The organism is Gracilibacillus massiliensis, from assembly GCF_001458115.1.
Classification (GTDB): domain Bacteria; phylum Bacillota; class Bacilli; order Bacillales; family Amphibacillaceae; genus Gracilibacillus; species Gracilibacillus massiliensis.
The window spans coordinates 87660-107377 of sequence record NZ_CZRP01000009.1; the positions used below are offsets into that span (position 1 = coordinate 87660).

A 19718-nucleotide genomic window follows, 5' to 3' on the forward strand; every position below is an offset into this window, starting at 1 on the left:
TAATGAAAGTAGTTAAACTAGAAGACGTACTAGGAACTGAATATGATGTTGATGGAGGTAACTGGGTAAGTCGTCGTCTTATCATGAAAAAAGACGGCATGGGATACTCTGTTAACGATACAATTATTAAAGCTGGTACTGAAACACACATCTGGTACCAAAACCATCTTGAGTCTGTTTATTGTATCGAAGGTGAAGGTGAAGTTGTTACACTTAGTGACAATAAAGTATGGCCTATCACAAAAGATACGTTATATGCACTAGACAAAAATGATGAACATTTACTTCGTGCAAAAGAAGATATGAGAATGATTTGTGTATTTAACCCACCACTTTCAGGTAACGAAGTACACGATGAAAATGGTGTATATCCTGTAGATGAAGATTAAAAAACTTAGTTGAGCATACCCCATTTTTCTAAGTTGACATAACAAAATATTCTTCTTGAAAAAGCTCCCTTTTACTTGGGGAGCTTTTTCTTTTTGTATATACTAATAATATAGAATGACAAATAGAGGTGTTATCCATGGCAAAAAAAGATGTTGACGATTATCTACAAGAGGGAATATACGGACCCCTTGAGCTTCACCCAGATCAAAAAAGAAAATATATGGGCACTTATCGAGAGAGAGTTGTATTAGCGTTAACAAAGGCGCAGGTTCGCGGGGAAAAAGGATTAAAAGAACTGGAACAATCGATTCAAACATACCCTCAATCAAGTATCCTAATGAATGGTAATATGAATTTCAGGTTTTTTAAACCTTATCGTGAGTTAGCAAATAAACATGGGATTACCTATACATCTGTAACAAATCGCGAAGCAGAAAGTGAGTACGGACTTGTACTTGCCGCAAAAACGGCAGTGGATAAAGAGGAAATATTCTTACCTGAAGAACCCGAACAGAAATCAGAGGAACACAAACAGAAAAAACCTTGGTGGAAAAAACTATTGGGAATTTAGTTTCATTTGTTCATCCAATGTTATAACAGAAATGCACAAAAGAGGCTGGAACATAACTATTGTTTCGACTTCAATCACTAATGATGCAGTAATCTTGAAATTGTTTTAAGTGGTTAACATCCGCTCCGGCTGCCCACTTCCCTTTCCGTTGGGTTTTCCCTTCAGCTAACTTTTCCAAGCAAAAAACGCTTGAAAAAGTGGATCTTCAGGTAAAACATTCCCACAGGAGTGAAAGTGGGCGGCCTACGCTAATATAATGGTTCTACAACTACTGTGACAGGTATCATTTTGAGCTTTTACTCCAAATAATGAATTTTTACAATGATAGAAAAACCAATAAGCTTCCTTATGCTAGCGTTGTAGAATATTATAATAGCGCAGGCGGCCACTTCGACTCCTGAGGGATTAGCGTGATCTGAAGATCCACTTTGAAAAGTGTTTTTCTTTTCAAAGTTAGCTGAAGAGCATGCCCCTCGGAAAGCGAAGTGGGCAAGCCGGAGCGGTTGGCACGCTCATATTTACTGTCATAATGGCCACATTATTTTATTGTGTAATATATTTAAATTTTTTTGCCCAAAGCTTATCCTTCATTATACGTTAATATTAGTCGCTTCTAATACTTTTACAAACCGTTTCATTCCTTCTTCGATTAATGCTGGCTCTGAGTTGGTAAAGTTTAATCGGAGTGTGTTCTGTTCAGGATCTGACACATAGAAAGGAGCTCCTGGTACAAAAGCAACTCCTTCCTTAACTGCTTCGTTTAATAGATCTGTTGTATTAATCGCTTCAGGTAGTTGCACCCAGAAAAACATGCCACCTTTAGGCACAATGTATTTTAACCCTTCAATTTCTACTGAATCGAGTAATTTTTTCATGACAAGCATACGCTCATAATAGGTTTCTCTGATCGTTTGAATATGCTGATCAATATCAAAATCATTTAACAGATGTACGAGCGCATGTTGACTGATCGAATTGGTATGAAGGTCTGTTGCTTGCTTGGCTTGTGCCATAATACGGATTATTTGATGTGGTCCAACGATCCAACCTATTCGCATTGCTGGCACCACTGTTTTAGAAAACGTACTCGTATATAGCACTAAATCATTGTCATCTAATGATGCAATTGATGGCGGTGCTTCTTTTTCATCGAATTGTAATTCGCCATATGGATCATCTTCAAAAATAACGACATGATATTTATTCGCTAACTCTAACAGCTTTTGGCGTCTTTCTAATGACCATACTTTGCCTGTCGGGTTAGAGTAAGTTGGGACAACATAAATGCATTTAGGTTTTAAACTGACTATTTTTTCTTCTAAATCCGCTAAGATCATACCATCATCATCAGAATCTACTGCAACTACATTGGTTTCATATGAGTCAAATACTTGAATAGCTGCTAAATATGTTGGATTTTCAGTTAAAATAATATCACCTTTATTGAACATAACGCGGGAAAATAAATCAATTGCTTGCTGACTTCCCGATGTCACTAGTATATTTTCAGCTGACCGTTTTAACCCTTTTTGCTTCATTCGTTCTGCTAATAATGTTCTTAACTCCGCTACACCTTCCGTTTCACCATATTGAAGTGCCTTATTATTTGTCGTTACAGCTTTATGAAAAGCCTTATCGACTGCTTCAACCGGAAATAAACTTTCTTCAGGTAGTCCACCTGCAAACGAAATAATATTACCTTGATTAATAATCTTTAAAATATCTCTTACTGCCGAAGATTTCATATATTTCACACGTTCCGAAAAACCATACTTCATCATGTATTCCCTTCCTTCTATTGTTTAGAAAAGACAGTTACTTTTTTTAAAAAAGTAACTGTCTGCCAATATCCTAACCTAGTATTGCCCGATCGTTTTCCATTTGCGTACCACGGATTCGTTGGAATTCATGTAATAACTTCTCAATTGTTAATTCCTGCTTTTCTTGACCGGATACTTCTAAAATAATTTGACCTTTATCCATCATAATTAAACGATTTCCAAGGTCTAATGCCTGTTGCATATTATGTGTCACCATTAAAGTTGTTAACCCGAATTGTTCAACGACTTCACCAGTTAAGTTAGTAATAAGCTCAGCTCGTGAGGGATCTAGTGCTGCTGTATGCTCATCTAACAAAAGAATATTTGGTTCAGTGAAAGTTGCCATTAATAAGGAAAGCGCCTGACGTTCCCCTCCAGAAAGTAAACCAACTTTAGCATTTAACCTGTTCTCTAACCCTAGATGTAAGGTTTCTAGATGCTCTTTAAATAGCTTTTTTCTTTTCTTACTAACTCCAGCTTTGAGTGTGCGCTTTTTATTACGAGCATATGCCATCGCAAGGTTTTCTTCAATTGTCATCGTAGGTGCGGTTCCTGCCATGGGGTCTTGAAAAACACGGCCAATCATACGAGAGCGTTTATACTCTGGCAGCATCGTCACATTTTTATCATTAATTTTGACTGTACCGATATCTGGTTTTAATGAACCTGATACCATATTCATTAAGGTCGATTTACCCGCACCATTACTACCAATTACTGTAACAAAATCACCTTTTTGCATTTCCAGATTAATATTCTGTAATGCCTTCTTTTCATCCAATGTACCTTCATTAAAGGTAATGGAAATGTCCTTCATATTAAGCACTGTTACCCTCCTCTCTACTAGCCAACATTGCTCTTTTACTACGTTTTCGCTTCGCCTCTTTACTTGAGGCAATTATTTTAGGTGTTACTAGTGCAACAATGACGATAACCGACGTGATTAACTTAGCATCTCCTGTTTCTAAAAATTCTACTTTTAATGCCATTGCTAATACCCAGCGGTACACGATTGCTCCACCGATAACAGCTAACGTCGTGCGAGCAATGGTTTTTGTTCCAAACAATGCTTCACCAATAATCACAGATGCAAGCCCGATCACAATCATACCAATACCCATACTAACGTCTGTAAAGCCACCTTGTTGAGCAATTAAAGCACCCGATAAAGCAACTAACGCATTCGAAATACCTAGACCTACAATTGTTAATATATCTGTATTAGCTGAAAAGCTTCTGATCATTTTTTCGTTATCACCAGTAGCTCTTAATGCTAAACCAACCTCTGTCTTCAAAAAATAATCCGTTATAAATTTAATGGCTAATGTAACCACAATCATAATAATAACAATTGCCCATGTATTTGGGAGAATACCTATTCCCATAGACGTGATCATATTGTTTAAGAAATCATCGATCCCTAAAGCAGCCCAAAAACCTTCTACTTGATTAAACATAGTGGACTCATTCAACAAAGAAACGTTTGGTTTTCCCATAATCCTCAAGTTAATCGAATAAAGAGCGATCATCATTAAAATACCGGATAATAGCGGATTAATCTTTCCTTTCGTATTCAAAATTCCTGTAACTACACCAGCCAGAAATCCAGCCAACACAGCATAAATGGTAGCTAAGACTGGAGGAACACCATTAACAATCGAAATTGCAGCTACTGCCCCACCGGTAACAAAACTTCCATCAACCGTTAAATCCGGGAAATCTAAAATACGAAATGAAAGATAAACGCCTAATGCCATCAAAGCATAAATAATACCTGATTCTACAGCGCCAAAAGTTGAAATAAAAAAACTATCGAAACTCATGATAAACTTCCTTTCCTTCTACACATCCATTCTTAGAAAACCCCGACACCACCAATTTTATAGCGTCCGTTAATCCCACCGAGCTTCTTTATTTAAGCTTGAATTTTGAAGTGTGGTATTCGGACGATTACTTCGTGAAAAATGTCGAGGTTTAAAAAGAATTATTACTCTTCTTCAGCTGGTTCTAAAAGTTCAGCATCTGCATCCCAGTCTTCATGCCATTCAACACCCTGCGCCTCAGCTGCTTCTTCATTAATAAATAGTTGCATGCTTGGTGGCACTTCTACCGGAATATCTGCAGTTGTTTTTTCACCTGTTAGGACTTCAACTGCCATTTCTCCAGTACGGTAACCTATCGTATGATAATCAATTCCAAATGTAGCAAAACCTCCACGAGCTACAGAATCCGGCTCACCTACTAACATTGGTATATCTTGATCTTCTGCGATAGCTACTACTGTCTCCAATGCGGAAACAACTGTATTATCTGTTATGATAAAGAATACATCTGCTTCACCAACTAATGAAGTGGTCGCTTGTTGTACTTCTGAAGTATTACCTACTGTTGCTTCTGCAGTGGATAGGCTTGTTCCTTCTACCGCTGTGTTTACCGCTTCAATTTGTGCAACAGAATTGGCTTCTCCTGCATTGTAAACTAATCCGATCGTTGAACCTTCGAAATAAGTATCTATAAATTCGATTGTTTTTGCAATAGAATCAGGGTGCATATCTAATACCCCAGTAATATTTTCACCCGGCTGATCCATTGCTTCAACAAGACCGCCTTCCACTGCATCTGTTACAGAAGTGAAAAGAATTGGAATATCACTAGTTGCATTTAAAGCACTTTGTGCACTTGGAGTAGAATTGGCAAAAATCATGTCTACACCATCTGCTACAAAGTTATTAGCAATCGTGCTTGCATTATTTTGATCGCCTTGTGCAGATTGAAAATCATATTCAGCTTCTAAACCTGCATCTGCAATTGCTTCTTTAAATCCTTCGAAAGCTGCATCTAAAGATGGATGCTCAAGAATTTGTGTTGCACCTATCTGGTAGACTTCGTCAGTTGATGCCTCTTCTTCACCATCTGTTTCTTCTGCTGTTTCTTCTGTCCCTTCGTCATCCGAAGAACCATTTGTACCTTCATTCTCATCACTTGTTCCACATGCTGCTAAAACAAGGACACTGAAGAAAGTCATAACTAATAATAATAGTAATTTCTTCATTCCCTTTTCCCCCATTTTCTTTGTATTTGAAATTTTCAAACTTTTACGAACCATTATAGCACATGTTACTTCACATAGGTATAGATTCTAGTGAAATATTACTTTGAAATTAATGGGATTACTTGCTATTCTAGAAAGTCTGATGCAAACTACCAATAGGAATCGCAAAGAAAAGAGTGAGTTTTATGAGTAAAATTATTGTAGTTGGTGCAGGTATCGTTGGTGTATCTACTGCATATCAATTATCTAAATCAAACCATCAAGTAACATTAATTGAGGCTGATTTTGAAGGAAGAGCAACAAGTGCTGCAGCTGGTATTATCTGTCCATGGGTTTCACAACGCCGCAATAAGGCTTGGTATTCGTTAGCCTCCAAAAGCGCCAACTATTATCCACAGTTAATAAAGGAATTAAAAGCGCAAGGCATCGAGGAAACTGGTTATAAGCAAGTAGGAACCCTTGTTGTCAAAGATGATGAGAAACGTTTAAATAAAATAGTAGAAATAGTAAATAAAAGAAAAGAACAAGCACCTGAAATAGGTGAAATTAAGTGGCTTAACACAACAGAAACAAAAGAAAAATTCCCTTTAGTTGCTGATGGTTATTTTTCTTTATATGTAAGTGGTGGAGCCAGAGTCCACGGGGAAAAGCTAAGACAGGCATTATTAGCAGCATGCGAAAAAAATGGGGTGACGTTTGTTAGTGGAGAAGCAAGTTTTATTGACAACACGATAACGGTAAAAGGTGAACCATATACTGCAGATAAGATCGTTTTAACAGCCGGTGCTTGGTTTACAGAGTTGGTGAAGCCATTAGGAATTCAAGGGCAAGTGAAACCACAAAAAGCTCAAATCACTACACTGAAAATTGAGGAGGAGACCAGTGATTGGCCTGTGATAATGCCACCTGGTTCACATTATATGGTTCCATTTGAAAATGGCGTTATATCTGCTGGCACGACTCATGAAGATGATGCAGGATTTGATACCGATATAACACCTGGTGGCATACATCAAATTTTTACTGATACTTTTAACATTGCCCCGTCTCTTGCACAAAGCAAGTTATTAAAAGTAGAAGTGGGATTCCGACCTGTAGCACCTAACTTTTTACCGGTATTCGGTGAACTGCCGGATCACCCAGGAATATATGCCGCTAATGGGCTCGGATCTTCTGGTTTAACCACTGGCCCATTTATTGGAAAAGAACTAGCTAAATTTGTAGTAGGAGAGCCATTGGAAGTAGATGTAAAAGACTTCCCTGTTTCGAGTATTCTTTAACGTATTAAATATGTTGGATTTCTTCATGGGAATTGTCTTGTTGTTAACGGGAATTACCGCTTTCTTTACGGGAATCTTTGTGTTCTTCACGGGAATTATTGCTTTTTCCCGTCTAGCGAGCAATTATTCCCGTGAAGAGGAAGGGAATTCCCGTGTAGCGATGCTGGATTCCCGTGAAGAAAAAGAAGTCTTGCTTACAACAAAAAAAGATGCCAATCTATAATCAGATCGGCATCTTTTTTATTCACTCATTATTGATCATTACGATTAATAAAATCGGTTACGGCACCTAGTGATGAACAAGAAACATTGTGTGCATATTTCCCTAAAACACCACGTTTATAAAGTTCTGGTGCTTGCCAGTTGGCACGACGTTTTGCTATTTCTTCTTCAGCAACATCCATAGAAATTTCTTTTTGTTCTGAATCAATCGTCACCATGTCGCCTTCTTCTAAGAATGCGATTGGCCCTCCAGATTGTGCTTCAGGTGCAATATGTCCTACTACAAGACCATGCGTACCACCGGAGAAACGACCGTCTGTTAATAAGGCTACAGATTGTCCAAGACCTTTTCCAACTAGAATAGCTGAAATGGAAAGCATTTCTGGCATACCTGGTCCACCTTTTGGCCCAACATAACGGATAACCAGTACATCACCTTCATTTATCTCATTATTCATAACGGCGTTGGTTGCCTCTTCCTCGTTATTGAAAACACGAGCAGGTCCTGTATGGCGTTTTACTTTGACACCGGACACTTTCGCAACCGCTCCACTTGGAGAAAGGTTCCCTTTTAACACGATTAATGGACCATCTGCACGATATGGATCACTTAATGGATGAATGATATCCTGATCATCAGAAAGAACTGGTGCATCTGCATAATTTTCTGCAATTGTTTTACCAGTAACGGTTAGACAGTCTTCATGTAAGAAGCCATTATCTAATAATAAACGCATAACAGCTGGAACCCCACCGATTTTATGTAGGTCTTCCATTACATATTTACCGCTTGGTTTTAAGTCGGCTAAGTGTGGTACTTTTGCTTGGATACGATTAAAGTCATCTACCGTTAAGTCTACTTCTGCAGCATTGGCGATTGCTAATAAGTGTAATACTGCATTAGTAGAACCACCTAATGCCATTACCGCAGTAATCGCATTTTCAAAAGCTTTTTTCGTTAAGATATCTTTTGGATAAATGCCTTTTTCTAATAAGTGATATACTGCTTCCCCTGCTTTTTGGCAATCTTCCCATTTTTCTGGAGATTCAGCTGGGTTGGAAGAACTTCCTGGTAAACTCATACCAAGTGCTTCAACAGCTGTTGCCATTGTATTTGCAGTGTACATACCACCACATGAACCAGCACCAGGGCATGCATTACATTCAATACCTCTTAATTCTTCATCATCGATATCACCATTATTGTGTTTTCCTACACCTTCAAAAACTGAAACGATATCTAGCTTTTGACCATTTTTATAACCTGGTGCAATCGTACCACCATAAACAAAAACAGCTGGTACATCAGAACGTGCAATCGAAATTAAGCAGCCTGGAATATTTTTATCACAACCACCAATTGCAACATAGCCGTCCAAATTTTCTGCGCCTACTACTGTTTCAATCGAATCTGCGATCACATCACGGCTTGGAAGTGAATAACGCATACCAGAAGTACCCATTGAAATACCGTCCGATACAGTGATGGTATTAAAAATCATTGGTACTCCACCAGCTGCACGTGCACCTTCTTTTGCTTTAATTGCTAAATCATCCAAGTGAATATTACATGGTGTAACCTCACTCCATGTACTAGCAATCCCAATCATCGGTTTTTTGAAATCTTCATCTGTTACCCCTACTGCTCGCAACATCGCACGGTTTGGAGCACGTTTTGCATCGTCAAACACATTACTTTTGATACGTAAGTCTTTCCCCATTCCACTTTGCCTCCCAACTATATTTTCTAGCATCAGAACTAGAATTTCCTATATTTTTAATTTTCTAAAAAATTCAGATCGAGAAATGCCTAACGTTACTTCTCAATAATGATATAGTATCATATATTTAGAAAATACGGAACGATTCGCACCGTAAAATAGAGGGGAAATAAATGAAATTTCGCATAATTTTTATACTATTGTTACTTATTATTCTAGGATATCTCTTTTTTCAATATCAAAAATATAGTAATCGACCAATGCCTTCTTCTTTACATCCGCATGTGGAAGAAGCGAGTGAAGCGTTAATTGATCAAGCGGAACAACAAGGAATTTCTATTATCATTACCGACGACTTTCGTTCTATCGAAGAACAAAATAAAATCTATCAGCAAGGTCGTGATAGAGACGGAGAAATTGTTACCAATGCAAAAGGTGGAGAATCTTATCATAACTACGGATTGGCAATAGATTTTGCCTTACAACCTCGTCAAGGCGAGGTAATCTGGGATTTAGAATATGATGGAAATCAAAACGGTGAAAGTGACTGGATGGAAGTGGTCGATATTGCAAAGTCATTAGGATTTTCGTGGGGCGGGGATTTTGCTCGTTTCAAAGATTATCCACACTTACAAATGGACTTCGGATTAAGTATCGCCGAACTAAAATGGGGTAAACGACCAGAAGATGTGATCGATTAACCCCTATAAATGACCGTACTATATAATTGCTCTGTTACCGTTGGATCGATCCATTTATGTGCTTTATTAATAGCTGTTATCGCCTCGGTATATCCGGAAGCAATTAAATTCGTTTTGCCATCGTATTGCACAATATCACCAGCAGCAAATATGCCTGGTACATTGGTTGCCATATCTCCTTTTACTGCAATACGGGCTTTTTTGGTTTCCACTTCCCATTTGTCAAAAGGTGTGGCTTCTAATTCTAATCCATGAAAAGTAAGAATTTCTTCTGCATCGATTATGTGCTTTTCATTTTCACTATTGCTTATTTCGACCGCTTGTAACCTATCCTCTTTCAGGAACAAATCAGTTAAAGCTGTTTGAAAATGTACCTGTACAGAACTTTTAAGCAAAAGATCTAAATCGTGCTGTTTTACTTGATGAAAAGATGAGTCCGGATTGACAACTGTCACGGATGCTGCTTTGTCTTTTAAATACAAAGCCCAACCTACGCCTACTTTATTATTGGAGGCGATCACTACTTTTTTATTCGCATATTTCTCGCGATTCATTAAATTAGTAGGAACTTGCTTGCGAAACGTTGGGTATGGTAGCGCATTCCAGTCGTCAGATCGCTTGGTATGAAAAGTGCCTGAACCTGTTGCAAGTAAAATCGATTTAGATAGATGACGATCACCGCTATTCGTTTGTAAAGTGAAATGCTGATCATCTTTGTCAATCGTTTCGACCCACTGATCGGTTAACATAACTGGTTGGTGACGCTCTGCTTGCGTCATCATTTGTTGTACTAAGTCTTCACCAGATACAGCAGGAAAGCCTCCAACATCATATATTAATTTCTCCGGGAAAAACTGCATGACTTTTCCACCAAATTGTGACTGTGACTCAAGCAATTTAACTTTCATACCACGCATCGTCGCATAATACGTTGCAAATAAACCGGTTGTACCACCGCCTATTATCGTTATATCAAATAGTTCTTGATTGTCCATTATTGCACCTCTAACCTGTTATTAATCGATTCGTCCTTTTTAATGAAGGTATATCTTTTGCTCCGATACCAAACATCACCATTTGCAACTCTAATTCACGGACTTTCATCCATTTTATCACATTTTCCGGTGAGTCAATTGCTTCTTTTAAAATCGAACGAGCAAATCCTATATAATCTGCTCCTAAGCCAATTGCTTTAGCTGCATCTAAGCCGTTACGAATACCTCCACTGGCAACGATCGTTTGCTGAGGTAAGATTTTTCTTACTTCCTGCAAACAGTTAGCCGTTGGATTTCCCCAACTAGCAAAGGCTTCTGCCGCTGTTTTCTTAATGTTATCTTTTGACCGCAACTTTTCCACCTGACTCCATGACGTACCACCAGCTCCAGCGACATCGATAAAATCGATACCTACATTCGTTAATTGTTTGGCAACTTCTGCGTCAATACCAAACCCTACTTCTTTAGCACCAACCGGAATTGATAATGCTTTCGTTAATTTTTCAATCTTTGGTAACAGATTGGAAAAATTAGTGTCTCCACCTGCTTGAATCACTTCTTGAATCGTATTGAAATGTAAGACAAGAGCATCTGCGTCCGTCCAATCGATGATTTGTTTTACCTGATCAATCGTAACACCGTAATTTAATTGGACGGCTCCTAAGTTTGCCACAATCGGGATCGTCGGGGCATACTCTCTTAATTGAAACGATTGTCGAAACTGTTCACTTTCTAACATCACACGTGTAGAACCTAATGCAAAAATCCAGCCTTGTTCTTCAGCAGCGATTGCCAAATTGCGATTAACCGTTTCTGCCAGCTCGGCTCCACCTGTCATCGAACTGATCAAGTAAGGGGATTTGATTTGTTTCGTGAAAAAGTTGGAGGACAGATCAATTGCGTCAAAATCGATTTCAGGTAAAGCGTTGTGCTGAAACCTAAATCGATCAAAGCCATTTGTTACCCCTTGCCCTAGTGATTCATCTGATAAACTATACGTAATATGCTCGCTTTTTCTTTTATGAATGTCTTCTGTCATAAGCCGATCCCTTCTTTAATGATTGCTTCTGCTACTAATTTGCCTGACCTGGTAACGATTGGGGTTCCTCCCCCTGGATGTGTAGACCCACCGACAAACCAGAGTCGATCTACTTCTTTTGCTTTATTTGGTAAGCGAAAAAATGCCTGCTTAAATGAATTGGAACTTGCTCCATAAATCGCTCCCTGGAAGGCACCTGTTTGATGCTTCAAATCCTTGGGTGTCATTACTTCAAGATATTCGATATGATCCCTTAAATTGGTCAATCCTTTTTGCTCTAATAAATCTAGTAAATGATCCGTATAACGGTTTTTAATGGTTTCCCAATCATGTTTAGTTTCACTTGGGGTATTGACGAGTACAAATAAGTTACTTGCATTAGCATTCGGAATCAATGACAGATCATCATACCCTGAGTTACAAATATATATCGTTGGATCATCTACAAGCTCTTTCTTTTTAAATAACTGATCAAATTCCTTTTGATAATCATTTGTAAAGTAAACCTGATGATGCTGAAGTTTATCAAAGCGCTTATTGATCCCCAAAAGTAAAGCAAAACCTGATAATGATGGCTCTATTTTTTCTACGTTTCGCTTGTCTGTTGGTAATAGTTTATCATAAACCGTTAAAGCATCGATATTTGCAACCACTTGGTCGGCATAAATTTTTTCCTCGTCAACCTCTACACCAATTACTTTGCTATTTTGCACCACCATTTTGGTAACTTCTTGCTGATAGTGAATCTGCACCCCTAGCTCTTCTGCTAATTGACGCATCGCATTGGCTATTTGATAGGTACCTCCTGTTACTCCATATATCCCTAAATTCGTTTCGACATGTGCCATCATCCCGTATATTGCTGGAGTTTGATAGGGTGAAGAACCAACATAAGTAGCATAGCGACCAAACAATTGTAAGGTGTTTGGATGTGTGAAATATTGCTTTAGCCAGTCTTGATACGTCGTAAAAGGTTTAATTTTAGCAAAATTTTTAATAAGTGTCGGGCTCCATTTGTCACTAAATCGGTAGAGCAAACGATTGAGAAACTGACTCTCGGCAATCTGATAAAAAGTCTCACTATCGTTTAAAAAGGATAGGTATTGCTCGGCATCCTCTTTACTGTATTGAGCAATAGCCTTTTGTACATTTTGCTTTATCGTCGAAGTCGGGACAGCACTTCCATCATCAAAATAGTTCATTGTCCCTGCTTTAATCGGATAAAAAGTTAAATAATCATTAATATTCCTTCCGCATTGGGCAAATAATTCTTCAAATACATGTTTCATCGTAATCGTACTCGGACCTAAATCAAAATGATAGCCTTTTACATTGCGCTCTTGTAATTTTCCACCAACTACTTTATTTTTTTCGAGAATCTCAACACGATAACCATGATAGGCTAAGGTAATCGCTGCTGACAATCCACCCAGGCCTGCTCCTACTATGATCACCTTTTTCATAAATAACGCCTACCTTTCCAGAGATAACCCTTCTTTCTTGTTGTCTGCCAGGCAGATTGAATGAGTAAAAGAATCATCAATAATACACTTAGCGGAAACAACAAACCGTATAAGTGATGAACACCACTCCACCAGTCTACGATGACTTTTGTGATACTTGCGATCGTAATCGCTAGTATTGAAAGCAAAAATAAGTCGTCGAACCAAATGGTAATCAGTGGCATCAGATAAAGAGTAGCATAGATAATGACAATGCTCGTCATCAACCAATAATTACGATTAATGCCAATAAATATATTTTTCAAGTACCCTTGCCAGACATCTTGCGCCCCTTTGTACATCCTCATTGCGACAAATTTATCTATTTTCAGTAATTGTGCAGGTTCTCTAAAGCTCTTCACCCTTTTCATTAACGTCATATCATCGACCATGGCATCTTGGATCGAGGCATGTCCGCCAATCCGGTCATAGGTCTTCCTTGCTATTGCTATAAATCCACCATGTGCGGCAGAAAATTTGGACTCGGAAGATTTTTTGACTAAAGGTACCGGCAAATGGCACAAAATCACGAAATGCATCATTGTCACTAACAAGCGTTCTATTGCTGATTTGACTATTTGTCTTGGAAAACCAGAAATGATCCCGCTTTTTTGTTTGATTAAATGTGGCATAAGATTAGAAAGCGTGTGCTGTGACATTTGGACATCAGCATCGATAAACAAGAGCCATTCTCCACGAGCACGCTCGGCTAGTTGGTGACAAGCGAACACCTTGCCTTTCCAACCATTAGGTAAGGAAGCACCACGCCAATAATGAAGGTTCGTGTATTTCTGTTGTAACCGCGCTAATATTGATCCCGTTCGATCTGTTGAATGATCATCTAACACTAATACTTCCAATGGCAGGACCGTTTGATTCAAGGCCGATTCGACACACGCTTGAATATTAGCTTCTTCATTGCGTGCCGGAATACAAATGGAAATTGACACCTTGCCTTTCTGCTTGACGCTGCCCATTTTCGGATAAACATACATATTGAACAAAACGAAAAGGAGTTGAATCATAAGCCAGCAACAAATAAGCATTACTACTACTTCCACTTAGCTCCCCCTCCTCATTAAACGGTTGAAGCGATCACTTGTAGAAAGAGATGGCGTAATAATCGGGTGATATGGTGCATGAAATGGTGCCTCGGGTTGGTCTATCAATCTTTTTAATTGAGACTGCCTTTGGCCCTGTAATAGCGATTCACATTGGTGTACCAATGAATCCTTTGCATCCGTTCCATGGATTAGTTGTCCTTTACCAATATCAATCGCTGCAATCGGTTTTTGCCTTTCATGAAAATAATAATGAAAGGTAACCGGCTTTATCATTACTTGATCAAACATTGATAGCAATAAACCAATCCCTCTCATGAACTGATAATCGGGTATATGTTGATGTTGGATGCTACCTTGGGGAAACAACCAGACCTTTTTTCCATGTTCCAATAAAGTTTGTGTATATCGGAGCGATTGTATCAGATCTTTTGGATGATCGCGACGGACAGAGTATGCTCCTAACTTACGAAAGAAACGGTATTGCTTGAGCCCTTCCTCTGTCATCATAATATAATGATCCTCCATTGACGTTTTTTGTGTGAGTTGAAAAAGTAATAAACCATCCCACCACGAACTATGGTTGGCAATATAAATCGTAGGAAGATGCTGTTCTTCATCAAGCTCACCTTTACTAGAAACGAGCGAAAAATGTTTTGGAATCAAGTAGTATTGCTGGTAATAATAGAATATTTTTTCAAAGCGATGATCTTTTTTGGCGTTGATCATAGCGATACCACCCTTCTACCAACAACATACTAGAAAATGTGACAAATAAGATTTCAGGCAAACCCTCTTTTGCCGTTAAGACACCAAAGAAGAACAAAATTAATTGGAATAACCGGACTCCCTTCCATTGCAGGGTAGCATTCAGTTTGACAACAGGAATCCAAAAACTAACAAAAGCTGCAATCAAAAACCATGCAATAAAATTAGTCAGCGGAATACCAAAATAGATTCCATCATGCTGCCAGTTCCAAAACTCCATTGCAATCGCTGCAGGATCTAAAATCAAGTCGATTAATACAACCAAGAACCCGACTTGTAATGAACGGATCCAACGATTAGTACTAGTGGCTAAAAACATAGATAAATAGATAACACCAACCCAAGCAAAGCCTAAGGTGAAAGGTACTTGCCATACATGAAAGCCTAACGTATCGGTATAGGAGTAGGTACCAAACGGAAACCCGGTCGTCACTCCGATAACCTCAATAAAAAAAGTAACGAAACCAATCAACAAAGCTATTAAGAAATTTCTTATATGAAACTGATACAGCGTTACCGTAGTGAGCGCTAACAAAATTAAAAAGATACTATTAGAAAATTGTAACCAGTCTGGTACTTCCCAAAAAAATAGCAACAAAAAACCAATCGTATACCAGCCTAAAAATATGAAATATAATGTTCGCGTCATCATTTAATCGCCCGTTAACTGTAAAAATAATTTCGCTTTTCTCGAAGCACTTACCACCGCTCGTCGAGTAAATACTTGGTAGCGATTTTCTACGACAACTTCTAGGATCTCACGGTAATAATTGGCTGCTAAACGAATCGATAATGCACTTTCTTTTGGATACGTTTCAATACCTGTTAATCCTTGTTCAAACCACCTATCCGCTTGTGCTATTAAATCCTGTATTACATCGACAAATTCCACTCTGACTAATTGTCGATCATATGCCGTTAATGAATACTCATATTTATCCATCAAGGACTTCGGAATATAACGCCTATTCATACGCTGATCCTCACCAACGTCACGAATAATATTGACAATTTGCATGCCTTTTCCGAGCGCAATCCCAGCATCAATCACCTGTTGATCAGGATTATCATGCAGAACAGGTAACAGCATTTCTCCGACCGAACCCGCCACATGATAACAATATTCCTCTAACTCCTCGAACGTTTCATATTCTTTTTTTACAAAATCCATTCGTTGACCAGCAATTTGTGTGAAAAAAGGTGTCTTCGAAACAGGAAAGTGTTCAAATAAAAAACGTAAAGCTGGCCAAATAAAATGACCCTCGGCATGCTCTAAATCAATAAAATGCTGCTCTAATTCGTCTAATGTATAAGATGATTTCTCTGGTTCATCAACCGCATCATCAATCATCCGACAAAATGAATAAATAACATAAACCGCTTCTCTTCGTGGCGTGGGCAAATATTTAAACGCATGATAGAAACTTGACGACCCTTCTTTCATCATTTGTTTACAAGCATCTGCAAAATCTTGACTAACGATCATATGACCATCTCCTTTTCCTTCTCGATGTGTTGTACTAACAGCCGTGCACCTTGCATCACAATCGGAATGCCACCACCAGGATGAACAGACGCGCCTACCGTGTAAAGCCCTTTAATCGTCGGATGAACAATTTGAGGACGAAATCCGCCAGATTGATTGAGATGTGGTGCAATACCAAAGCTGCCACCTAAAAATAAACCGGCCTCGCTTGCCTCATCAGGCGTTCGAATCTTTAACCATTCGACATGTTGCCTTAACCCCGGAAAAGCTGTTTCTTCGATCGTCTCTAATACATTGTCTACGATTCTATCTTTCTCTTTTTGCCAATCAATCGAAGGATTAGCAGGTACTGGTATCAGTACATAGAAAACACTTTTTCCAGCTGGTGCCGCCTCATGATCCAACGCAACAGGGTTAAACAGATAACTCGAAGGATGTGCAGACAACGTTTTTTGTTCAAAAACCTCATTCATATGTTGTTCAAACTGTTCCGGCAGAAAAAATTGATGGGCTTCTCTTTTAGAAAATCGTTTGTTTACTCCTAAATAGGCGAGTAGACAACCAGAAGACGGTTGATAGTCTTGTTTTTTGCTTTTTACTCTTTCATCTTTTAGTAAACGCTCAAGGAAAGGGTATTCTCCATTGAAAATAACTTGATCGAACCGATGTTGTTTTCCCGCGGCTTTCAGGCCAACTACGCGATTTTGTTGCACCATGATCTCCGTCACTTCTGTGCTCTTATAAATTGTGATGCCTTTACGGATACATGCTTCTTCAAGTAGCGGAATCAACGAGTGGTAGCCACCTTTGAGATACCAAATACCAAATGCATGCTCACTATATGAAATCAGGCCATATAATGCTGGCACCCGGTAAGGAGAACCACCAATATACAAACTTTGCAGCATATAGGCTTGCTTCAAATAATCATTGGTAAAATATCGTGATAAAAAACTAGAAAGCGAACGATAAGACTGTGACTTCATCACAAATTTCATATTTTGAAAAGTAAGAAAATCTCGCATTCTATCAAAAGATTTAGATAAAAAAGCATGATAGCCAAAATGATAGATTTCGTTCATATCTTCCATATATCGTTTAAAGCGTGGCACCTCTTCTGGAAATAACTGTTCGATCGCTTTTTGTTGTTTGTCTGGATCTTGCCACTTTGTCAATTTGGTTCCACCTGCAAAAAACAAATCATAAAGTGGATCACATGGGATCAAGTTAAGCTTATCTCTTGATATCCCCGCTTCCTCTAATATCTCCAGCAATAATTCCGGTAGCAATACAATGGTCGGACCTTGATCAATCGTAAACTCACCATTTGTTTCATAGGTTAATCGACCGCCTAGTCGTTGATCCTTTTCAAAAATGGTGACATGATAGCCTTTTTCCGCTAATAACAATGCACTTGTTAAGCCGCCAACACCTGCTCCTATCACACTAATCTCCATAGGAAACCCTACTTCCCTGATGGCTATATTCCGATAATTCTGCATATTGTTTCGTTAATAAATCAACACTAATCATCGCTGATTGGAAGATCGTTGGTAAACCACTACCGGGATGTGTACCTCCACCTACTAGATAGCAATGCTCGACATCTTCTAATTTGTTATGTGGACGAAAATACATCATTTGATCGAGACTGTGTGCCAGATTGAAAGTAGCCCCCTGATAAACATGATAGCTTTCTTGCCAATCTTTAGGTGTAACAATATGTTCTTCTTCAATCAACGCATCAATATCCTCGATCCCTGCTTCTCTTGATATTTTTTGTACCATCCAATCTCGTAACCTTTGTTTCTCTTTATCCCAATCAATGTTTGCTTGGAGATTTGGTACTGGCATTAAAAGATATAACGATGACTTTCCTTTTGGAGCGAGCGTTGGATCGATAGCACTTGGATTATGAACATAGATCGATGGTTCATCAGACAAAACCTGTCTTTCTGTCATATCTTCTACATTTTTTTGATAGTCTTTGGCAAACAACACCATATGATGTGGTAAATCTATTTGTTGATTGACACCTAGATAGACCATAAAAGTAGAACAAGACAACTTTTTCTTCGCTACTTTTTCTTTGGTATATTTTTTCAGTGCTTTTGGTTCGAATAAATGATTGATCGCATACCCAAAATCCGCATTAATCACAACATCATCTGCCTCACATTCGGTTCCATCTTCCAACCTCACACCTACCGCTTGACCGTTCTTTACCATGATTTGCTCTACGGGATGATTTAAATGGATCCGCCCACCGAATTCCTCCGTTACTTGTGCCATTGCTTCACAAACCTTGTTGATCCCGCCAATTGGATGAAACAATCCATAGCGATGCTCTAAAAAGGATAAAATCGTAAACGTACCTGGACAATTCCACGGCGACATTCCTAAATATTTTGCTTGGAACGAAAATGCCCATTTCAACCTTTCATCTTGAAAATATTTACTCAACCTGCCGTGTACCGTATCAAAAGCATGAAGCTTCGGTAGCGCTTGCCACATTTCTTTCGTGAAAAAATCACCAATTGAACCAAATGGTTGTTTTAGTAATTCAATAATCCGATCAAATTTCTCTCCTTCTAACCTCATAAAGCGACGATAACCTTTCTTATCCCCTGGAAACAATTGCTCGATTTGTGCTGCCGTTTCTTCTACATTTCTACTGGGAGTAAACTCAATGTCTCCGAATTTCAACGTATAAAGAGGGTTTACTTCTTTCATCGTTACATAATCATGCAAATTACGATCAACCCGTTCAAAAACTTCCTCTAAAACTTGGGGCATCATAAAAAAAGTGGGCCCTAAGTCAAAACTATAATCATTGAGTTGTAATTTAGAGGTTCTACCACCTACCTGAGCCTGCTTCTCAAAAACTTCTACTTGATATCCTTTATTAGCTAATTGCATAGCAGCTGCTAATCCGCCCGGACCCGCTCCAACCACGATTGCTGTCGGCAATGTAATCATCCTCTCACTGGTGCATCAATTTTTCGTGACAACTAATTAATAGTATTATATATTATATGTATAACTTTTGTATAGATTTTTGATTGTAAAATTCATAAATAGCGTATTCGTATCGATAATTGTGTTAAAAT

The 19718-nt window shown here is 38.5% G+C and carries 19 protein-coding genes; 5 read left to right on the forward strand and 14 right to left on the reverse strand.

Annotated features, from left to right (window positions below; genetic code table 11):
* The first annotated feature begins 2 nt into the window (after positions 1 to 2).
* Together BN3107_RS01345 and BN3107_RS01350 are read left to right on the forward strand one after the other, a co-directional pair.
* Complete coding sequence (locus tag BN3107_RS01345; protein ID WP_058305845.1) at positions 3 to 389, forward strand: ectoine synthase; 387 nt, start codon at positions 3 to 5, stop codon at positions 387 to 389.
* Positions 390 to 526: 137 nt separating this feature from the next.
* Positions 527 to 961 carry a YueI family protein gene (locus BN3107_RS01350; protein WP_058305846.1) on the forward strand — a complete coding sequence of 145 codons (435 nt, stop codon included), beginning with the start codon at positions 527 to 529 and terminating at the stop codon, positions 959 to 961.
* A gap of 590 nt (positions 962 to 1551) precedes the next feature.
* Here BN3107_RS01350 and BN3107_RS01355 read toward each other — a convergent pair.
* The 4 genes from BN3107_RS01355 to BN3107_RS01370 all read right to left on the reverse strand — a co-directional run bounded on the left by BN3107_RS01355 (position 1552) and on the right by BN3107_RS01370 (position 5833).
* Positions 1552 to 2739 carry an aminotransferase-like domain-containing protein gene (locus tag BN3107_RS01355; protein WP_058306022.1) on the reverse strand — a complete coding sequence of 396 codons (1188 nt, stop codon included), beginning with the start codon at positions 2737 to 2739 and terminating at the stop codon, positions 1552 to 1554.
* Positions 2740 to 2812: 73 nt separating this feature from the next.
* Complete coding sequence (locus BN3107_RS01360; protein ID WP_058305847.1) at positions 2813 to 3607, reverse strand: ABC transporter ATP-binding protein; 795 nt, start codon at positions 3605 to 3607, stop codon at positions 2813 to 2815.
* Positions 3600 to 4604 carry an ABC transporter permease gene (locus tag BN3107_RS01365; RefSeq protein ID WP_058305848.1) on the reverse strand — a complete coding sequence of 335 codons (1005 nt, stop codon included), beginning with the start codon at positions 4602 to 4604 and terminating at the stop codon, positions 3600 to 3602. Before BN3107_RS01365 ends, BN3107_RS01360 begins: the two co-directional genes overlap by 8 nt.
* Before the next feature lie 164 nt (positions 4605 to 4768).
* Complete coding sequence (locus tag BN3107_RS01370; RefSeq protein WP_058305849.1) at positions 4769 to 5833, reverse strand: ABC transporter substrate-binding protein; 1065 nt, start codon at positions 5831 to 5833, stop codon at positions 4769 to 4771.
* A 185-nt stretch (positions 5834 to 6018) separates the two neighbouring features.
* Here BN3107_RS01370 and BN3107_RS01375 point away from each other — a divergent pair, with 185 nt between their 5' ends.
* Positions 6019 to 7113, forward strand: coding sequence for an NAD(P)/FAD-dependent oxidoreductase (locus BN3107_RS01375; protein WP_058305850.1), 1095 nt, complete (start codon positions 6019 to 6021; stop codon positions 7111 to 7113).
* Positions 7114 to 7138: 25 nt separating this feature from the next.
* The gene (locus tag BN3107_RS01380) at positions 7139 to 7336 is read left to right on the forward strand and encodes a hypothetical protein (RefSeq protein WP_058305851.1); all 198 of its coding nucleotides are present in this window, start codon (positions 7139 to 7141) and stop codon (positions 7334 to 7336) included.
* A gap of 28 nt (positions 7337 to 7364) precedes the next feature.
* Here the strand turns inward: BN3107_RS01380 and ilvD are convergent, their stop codons facing one another.
* Entirely contained in the window at positions 7365 to 9056 is a 1692-nt protein-coding gene (gene ilvD, locus BN3107_RS01385) for a dihydroxy-acid dehydratase (RefSeq protein ID WP_058305852.1), read from the reverse strand.
* Positions 9057 to 9229: 173 nt separating this feature from the next.
* On the opposite strand from ilvD, the gene BN3107_RS01390 reads away from it, so the two are divergent.
* Entirely contained in the window at positions 9230 to 9757 is a 528-nt protein-coding gene (locus BN3107_RS01390) for a M15 family metallopeptidase (RefSeq protein WP_058305853.1), read from the forward strand.
* Here BN3107_RS01390 and BN3107_RS01395 read toward each other — a convergent pair.
* Genes BN3107_RS01395 through BN3107_RS01435 form a run of 9 tightly spaced genes read right to left on the reverse strand, consistent with a single transcriptional unit; the run spans position 9754 to position 19587 of the window.
* Complete coding sequence (locus BN3107_RS01395; RefSeq protein WP_058305854.1) at positions 9754 to 10752, reverse strand: NAD(P)/FAD-dependent oxidoreductase; 999 nt, start codon at positions 10750 to 10752, stop codon at positions 9754 to 9756. The genes BN3107_RS01390 and BN3107_RS01395 overlap by 4 nt on opposite strands.
* Positions 10753 to 10762: 10 nt before the next feature.
* Positions 10763 to 11791: a type 2 isopentenyl-diphosphate Delta-isomerase gene (gene fni / locus BN3107_RS01400; RefSeq protein ID WP_058305855.1), complete on the reverse strand. Its 1029-nt coding sequence runs from the start codon at positions 11789 to 11791 to the stop codon at positions 10763 to 10765.
* Positions 11788 to 13254, reverse strand: a complete 1467-nt coding sequence (locus BN3107_RS01405) for a phytoene desaturase family protein (protein ID WP_058305856.1) — start codon at positions 13252 to 13254, stop codon at positions 11788 to 11790. The genes fni and BN3107_RS01405 overlap by 4 nt, the downstream gene beginning before the upstream one ends.
* Positions 13251 to 14354 carry a glycosyltransferase gene (locus BN3107_RS01410; protein ID WP_058305857.1) on the reverse strand — a complete coding sequence of 368 codons (1104 nt, stop codon included), beginning with the start codon at positions 14352 to 14354 and terminating at the stop codon, positions 13251 to 13253. The genes BN3107_RS01405 and BN3107_RS01410 overlap by 4 nt, the downstream gene beginning before the upstream one ends.
* Positions 14355 to 15083 carry a lysophospholipid acyltransferase family protein gene (locus BN3107_RS01415; protein WP_058305858.1) on the reverse strand — a complete coding sequence of 243 codons (729 nt, stop codon included), beginning with the start codon at positions 15081 to 15083 and terminating at the stop codon, positions 14355 to 14357.
* Positions 15052 to 15771, reverse strand: coding sequence for a carotenoid biosynthesis protein (locus BN3107_RS01420; protein WP_077065027.1), 720 nt, complete (start codon positions 15769 to 15771; stop codon positions 15052 to 15054). Before BN3107_RS01420 ends, BN3107_RS01415 begins: the two co-directional genes overlap by 32 nt.
* Before the next feature lie 3 nt (positions 15772 to 15774).
* Positions 15775 to 16608, reverse strand: coding sequence for a phytoene/squalene synthase family protein (locus BN3107_RS01425; RefSeq protein ID WP_058305860.1), 834 nt, complete (start codon positions 16606 to 16608; stop codon positions 15775 to 15777).
* Positions 16605 to 18065, reverse strand: coding sequence for a phytoene desaturase family protein (locus BN3107_RS01430; RefSeq protein ID WP_058305861.1), 1461 nt, complete (start codon positions 18063 to 18065; stop codon positions 16605 to 16607). Before BN3107_RS01430 ends, BN3107_RS01425 begins: the two co-directional genes overlap by 4 nt.
* A complete protein-coding gene (locus BN3107_RS01435; protein WP_058305862.1) occupies positions 18055 to 19587 on the reverse strand; it encodes a phytoene desaturase family protein in 1533 nt (510 codons plus the stop codon). Before BN3107_RS01435 ends, BN3107_RS01430 begins: the two co-directional genes overlap by 11 nt.
* Positions 19588 to 19718 lie beyond the last annotated feature (131 nt).

What these genes read in the sequence shown, in the direction of transcription:
- BN3107_RS01355 (WP_058306022.1), bottom strand. Translation starts at nt 2,739, where the DNA reads ATGAAGTATGGTTTTTCGGAACGTGTGAAATATATGAAATCTTCGGCA.
- BN3107_RS01425 (WP_058305860.1), bottom strand. Translation starts at nt 16,608, where the DNA reads ATGATCGTTAGTCAAGATTTTGCAGATGCTTGTAAACAAATGATGAAA.
- BN3107_RS01430 (WP_058305861.1), bottom strand. Translation starts at nt 18,065, where the DNA reads ATGGAGATTAGTGTGATAGGAGCAGGTGTTGGCGGCTTAACAAGTGCA.
- fni (WP_058305855.1), bottom strand. Translation starts at nt 11,791, where the DNA reads ATGACAGAAGACATTCATAAAAGAAAAAGCGAGCATATTACGTATAGT.
- BN3107_RS01370 (WP_058305849.1), bottom strand. Translation starts at nt 5,833, where the DNA reads ATGAAGAAATTACTATTATTATTAGTTATGACTTTCTTCAGTGTCCTT.
- BN3107_RS01390 (WP_058305853.1), top strand. Translation starts at nt 9,230, where the DNA reads ATGAAATTTCGCATAATTTTTATACTATTGTTACTTATTATTCTAGGA.
- BN3107_RS01405 (WP_058305856.1), bottom strand. Translation starts at nt 13,254, where the DNA reads ATGAAAAAGGTGATCATAGTAGGAGCAGGCCTGGGTGGATTGTCAGCA.
- BN3107_RS01435 (WP_058305862.1), bottom strand. Translation starts at nt 19,587, where the DNA reads ATGATTACATTGCCGACAGCAATCGTGGTTGGAGCGGGTCCGGGCGGA.
- ilvD (WP_058305852.1), bottom strand. Translation starts at nt 9,056, where the DNA reads ATGGGGAAAGACTTACGTATCAAAAGTAATGTGTTTGACGATGCAAAA.
- BN3107_RS01350 (WP_058305846.1), top strand. Translation starts at nt 527, where the DNA reads ATGGCAAAAAAAGATGTTGACGATTATCTACAAGAGGGAATATACGGA.
- BN3107_RS01380 (WP_058305851.1), top strand. Translation starts at nt 7,139, where the DNA reads ATGGGAATTGTCTTGTTGTTAACGGGAATTACCGCTTTCTTTACGGGA.
- BN3107_RS01395 (WP_058305854.1), bottom strand. Translation starts at nt 10,752, where the DNA reads ATGGACAATCAAGAACTATTTGATATAACGATAATAGGCGGTGGTACA.
- BN3107_RS01365 (WP_058305848.1), bottom strand. Translation starts at nt 4,604, where the DNA reads ATGAGTTTCGATAGTTTTTTTATTTCAACTTTTGGCGCTGTAGAATCA.
- BN3107_RS01345 (WP_058305845.1), top strand. Translation starts at nt 3, where the DNA reads ATGAAAGTAGTTAAACTAGAAGACGTACTAGGAACTGAATATGATGTT.
- BN3107_RS01375 (WP_058305850.1), top strand. Translation starts at nt 6,019, where the DNA reads ATGAGTAAAATTATTGTAGTTGGTGCAGGTATCGTTGGTGTATCTACT.
- BN3107_RS01420 (WP_077065027.1), bottom strand. Translation starts at nt 15,771, where the DNA reads ATGACGCGAACATTATATTTCATATTTTTAGGCTGGTATACGATTGGT.
- BN3107_RS01415 (WP_058305858.1), bottom strand. Translation starts at nt 15,083, where the DNA reads ATGATCAACGCCAAAAAAGATCATCGCTTTGAAAAAATATTCTATTAT.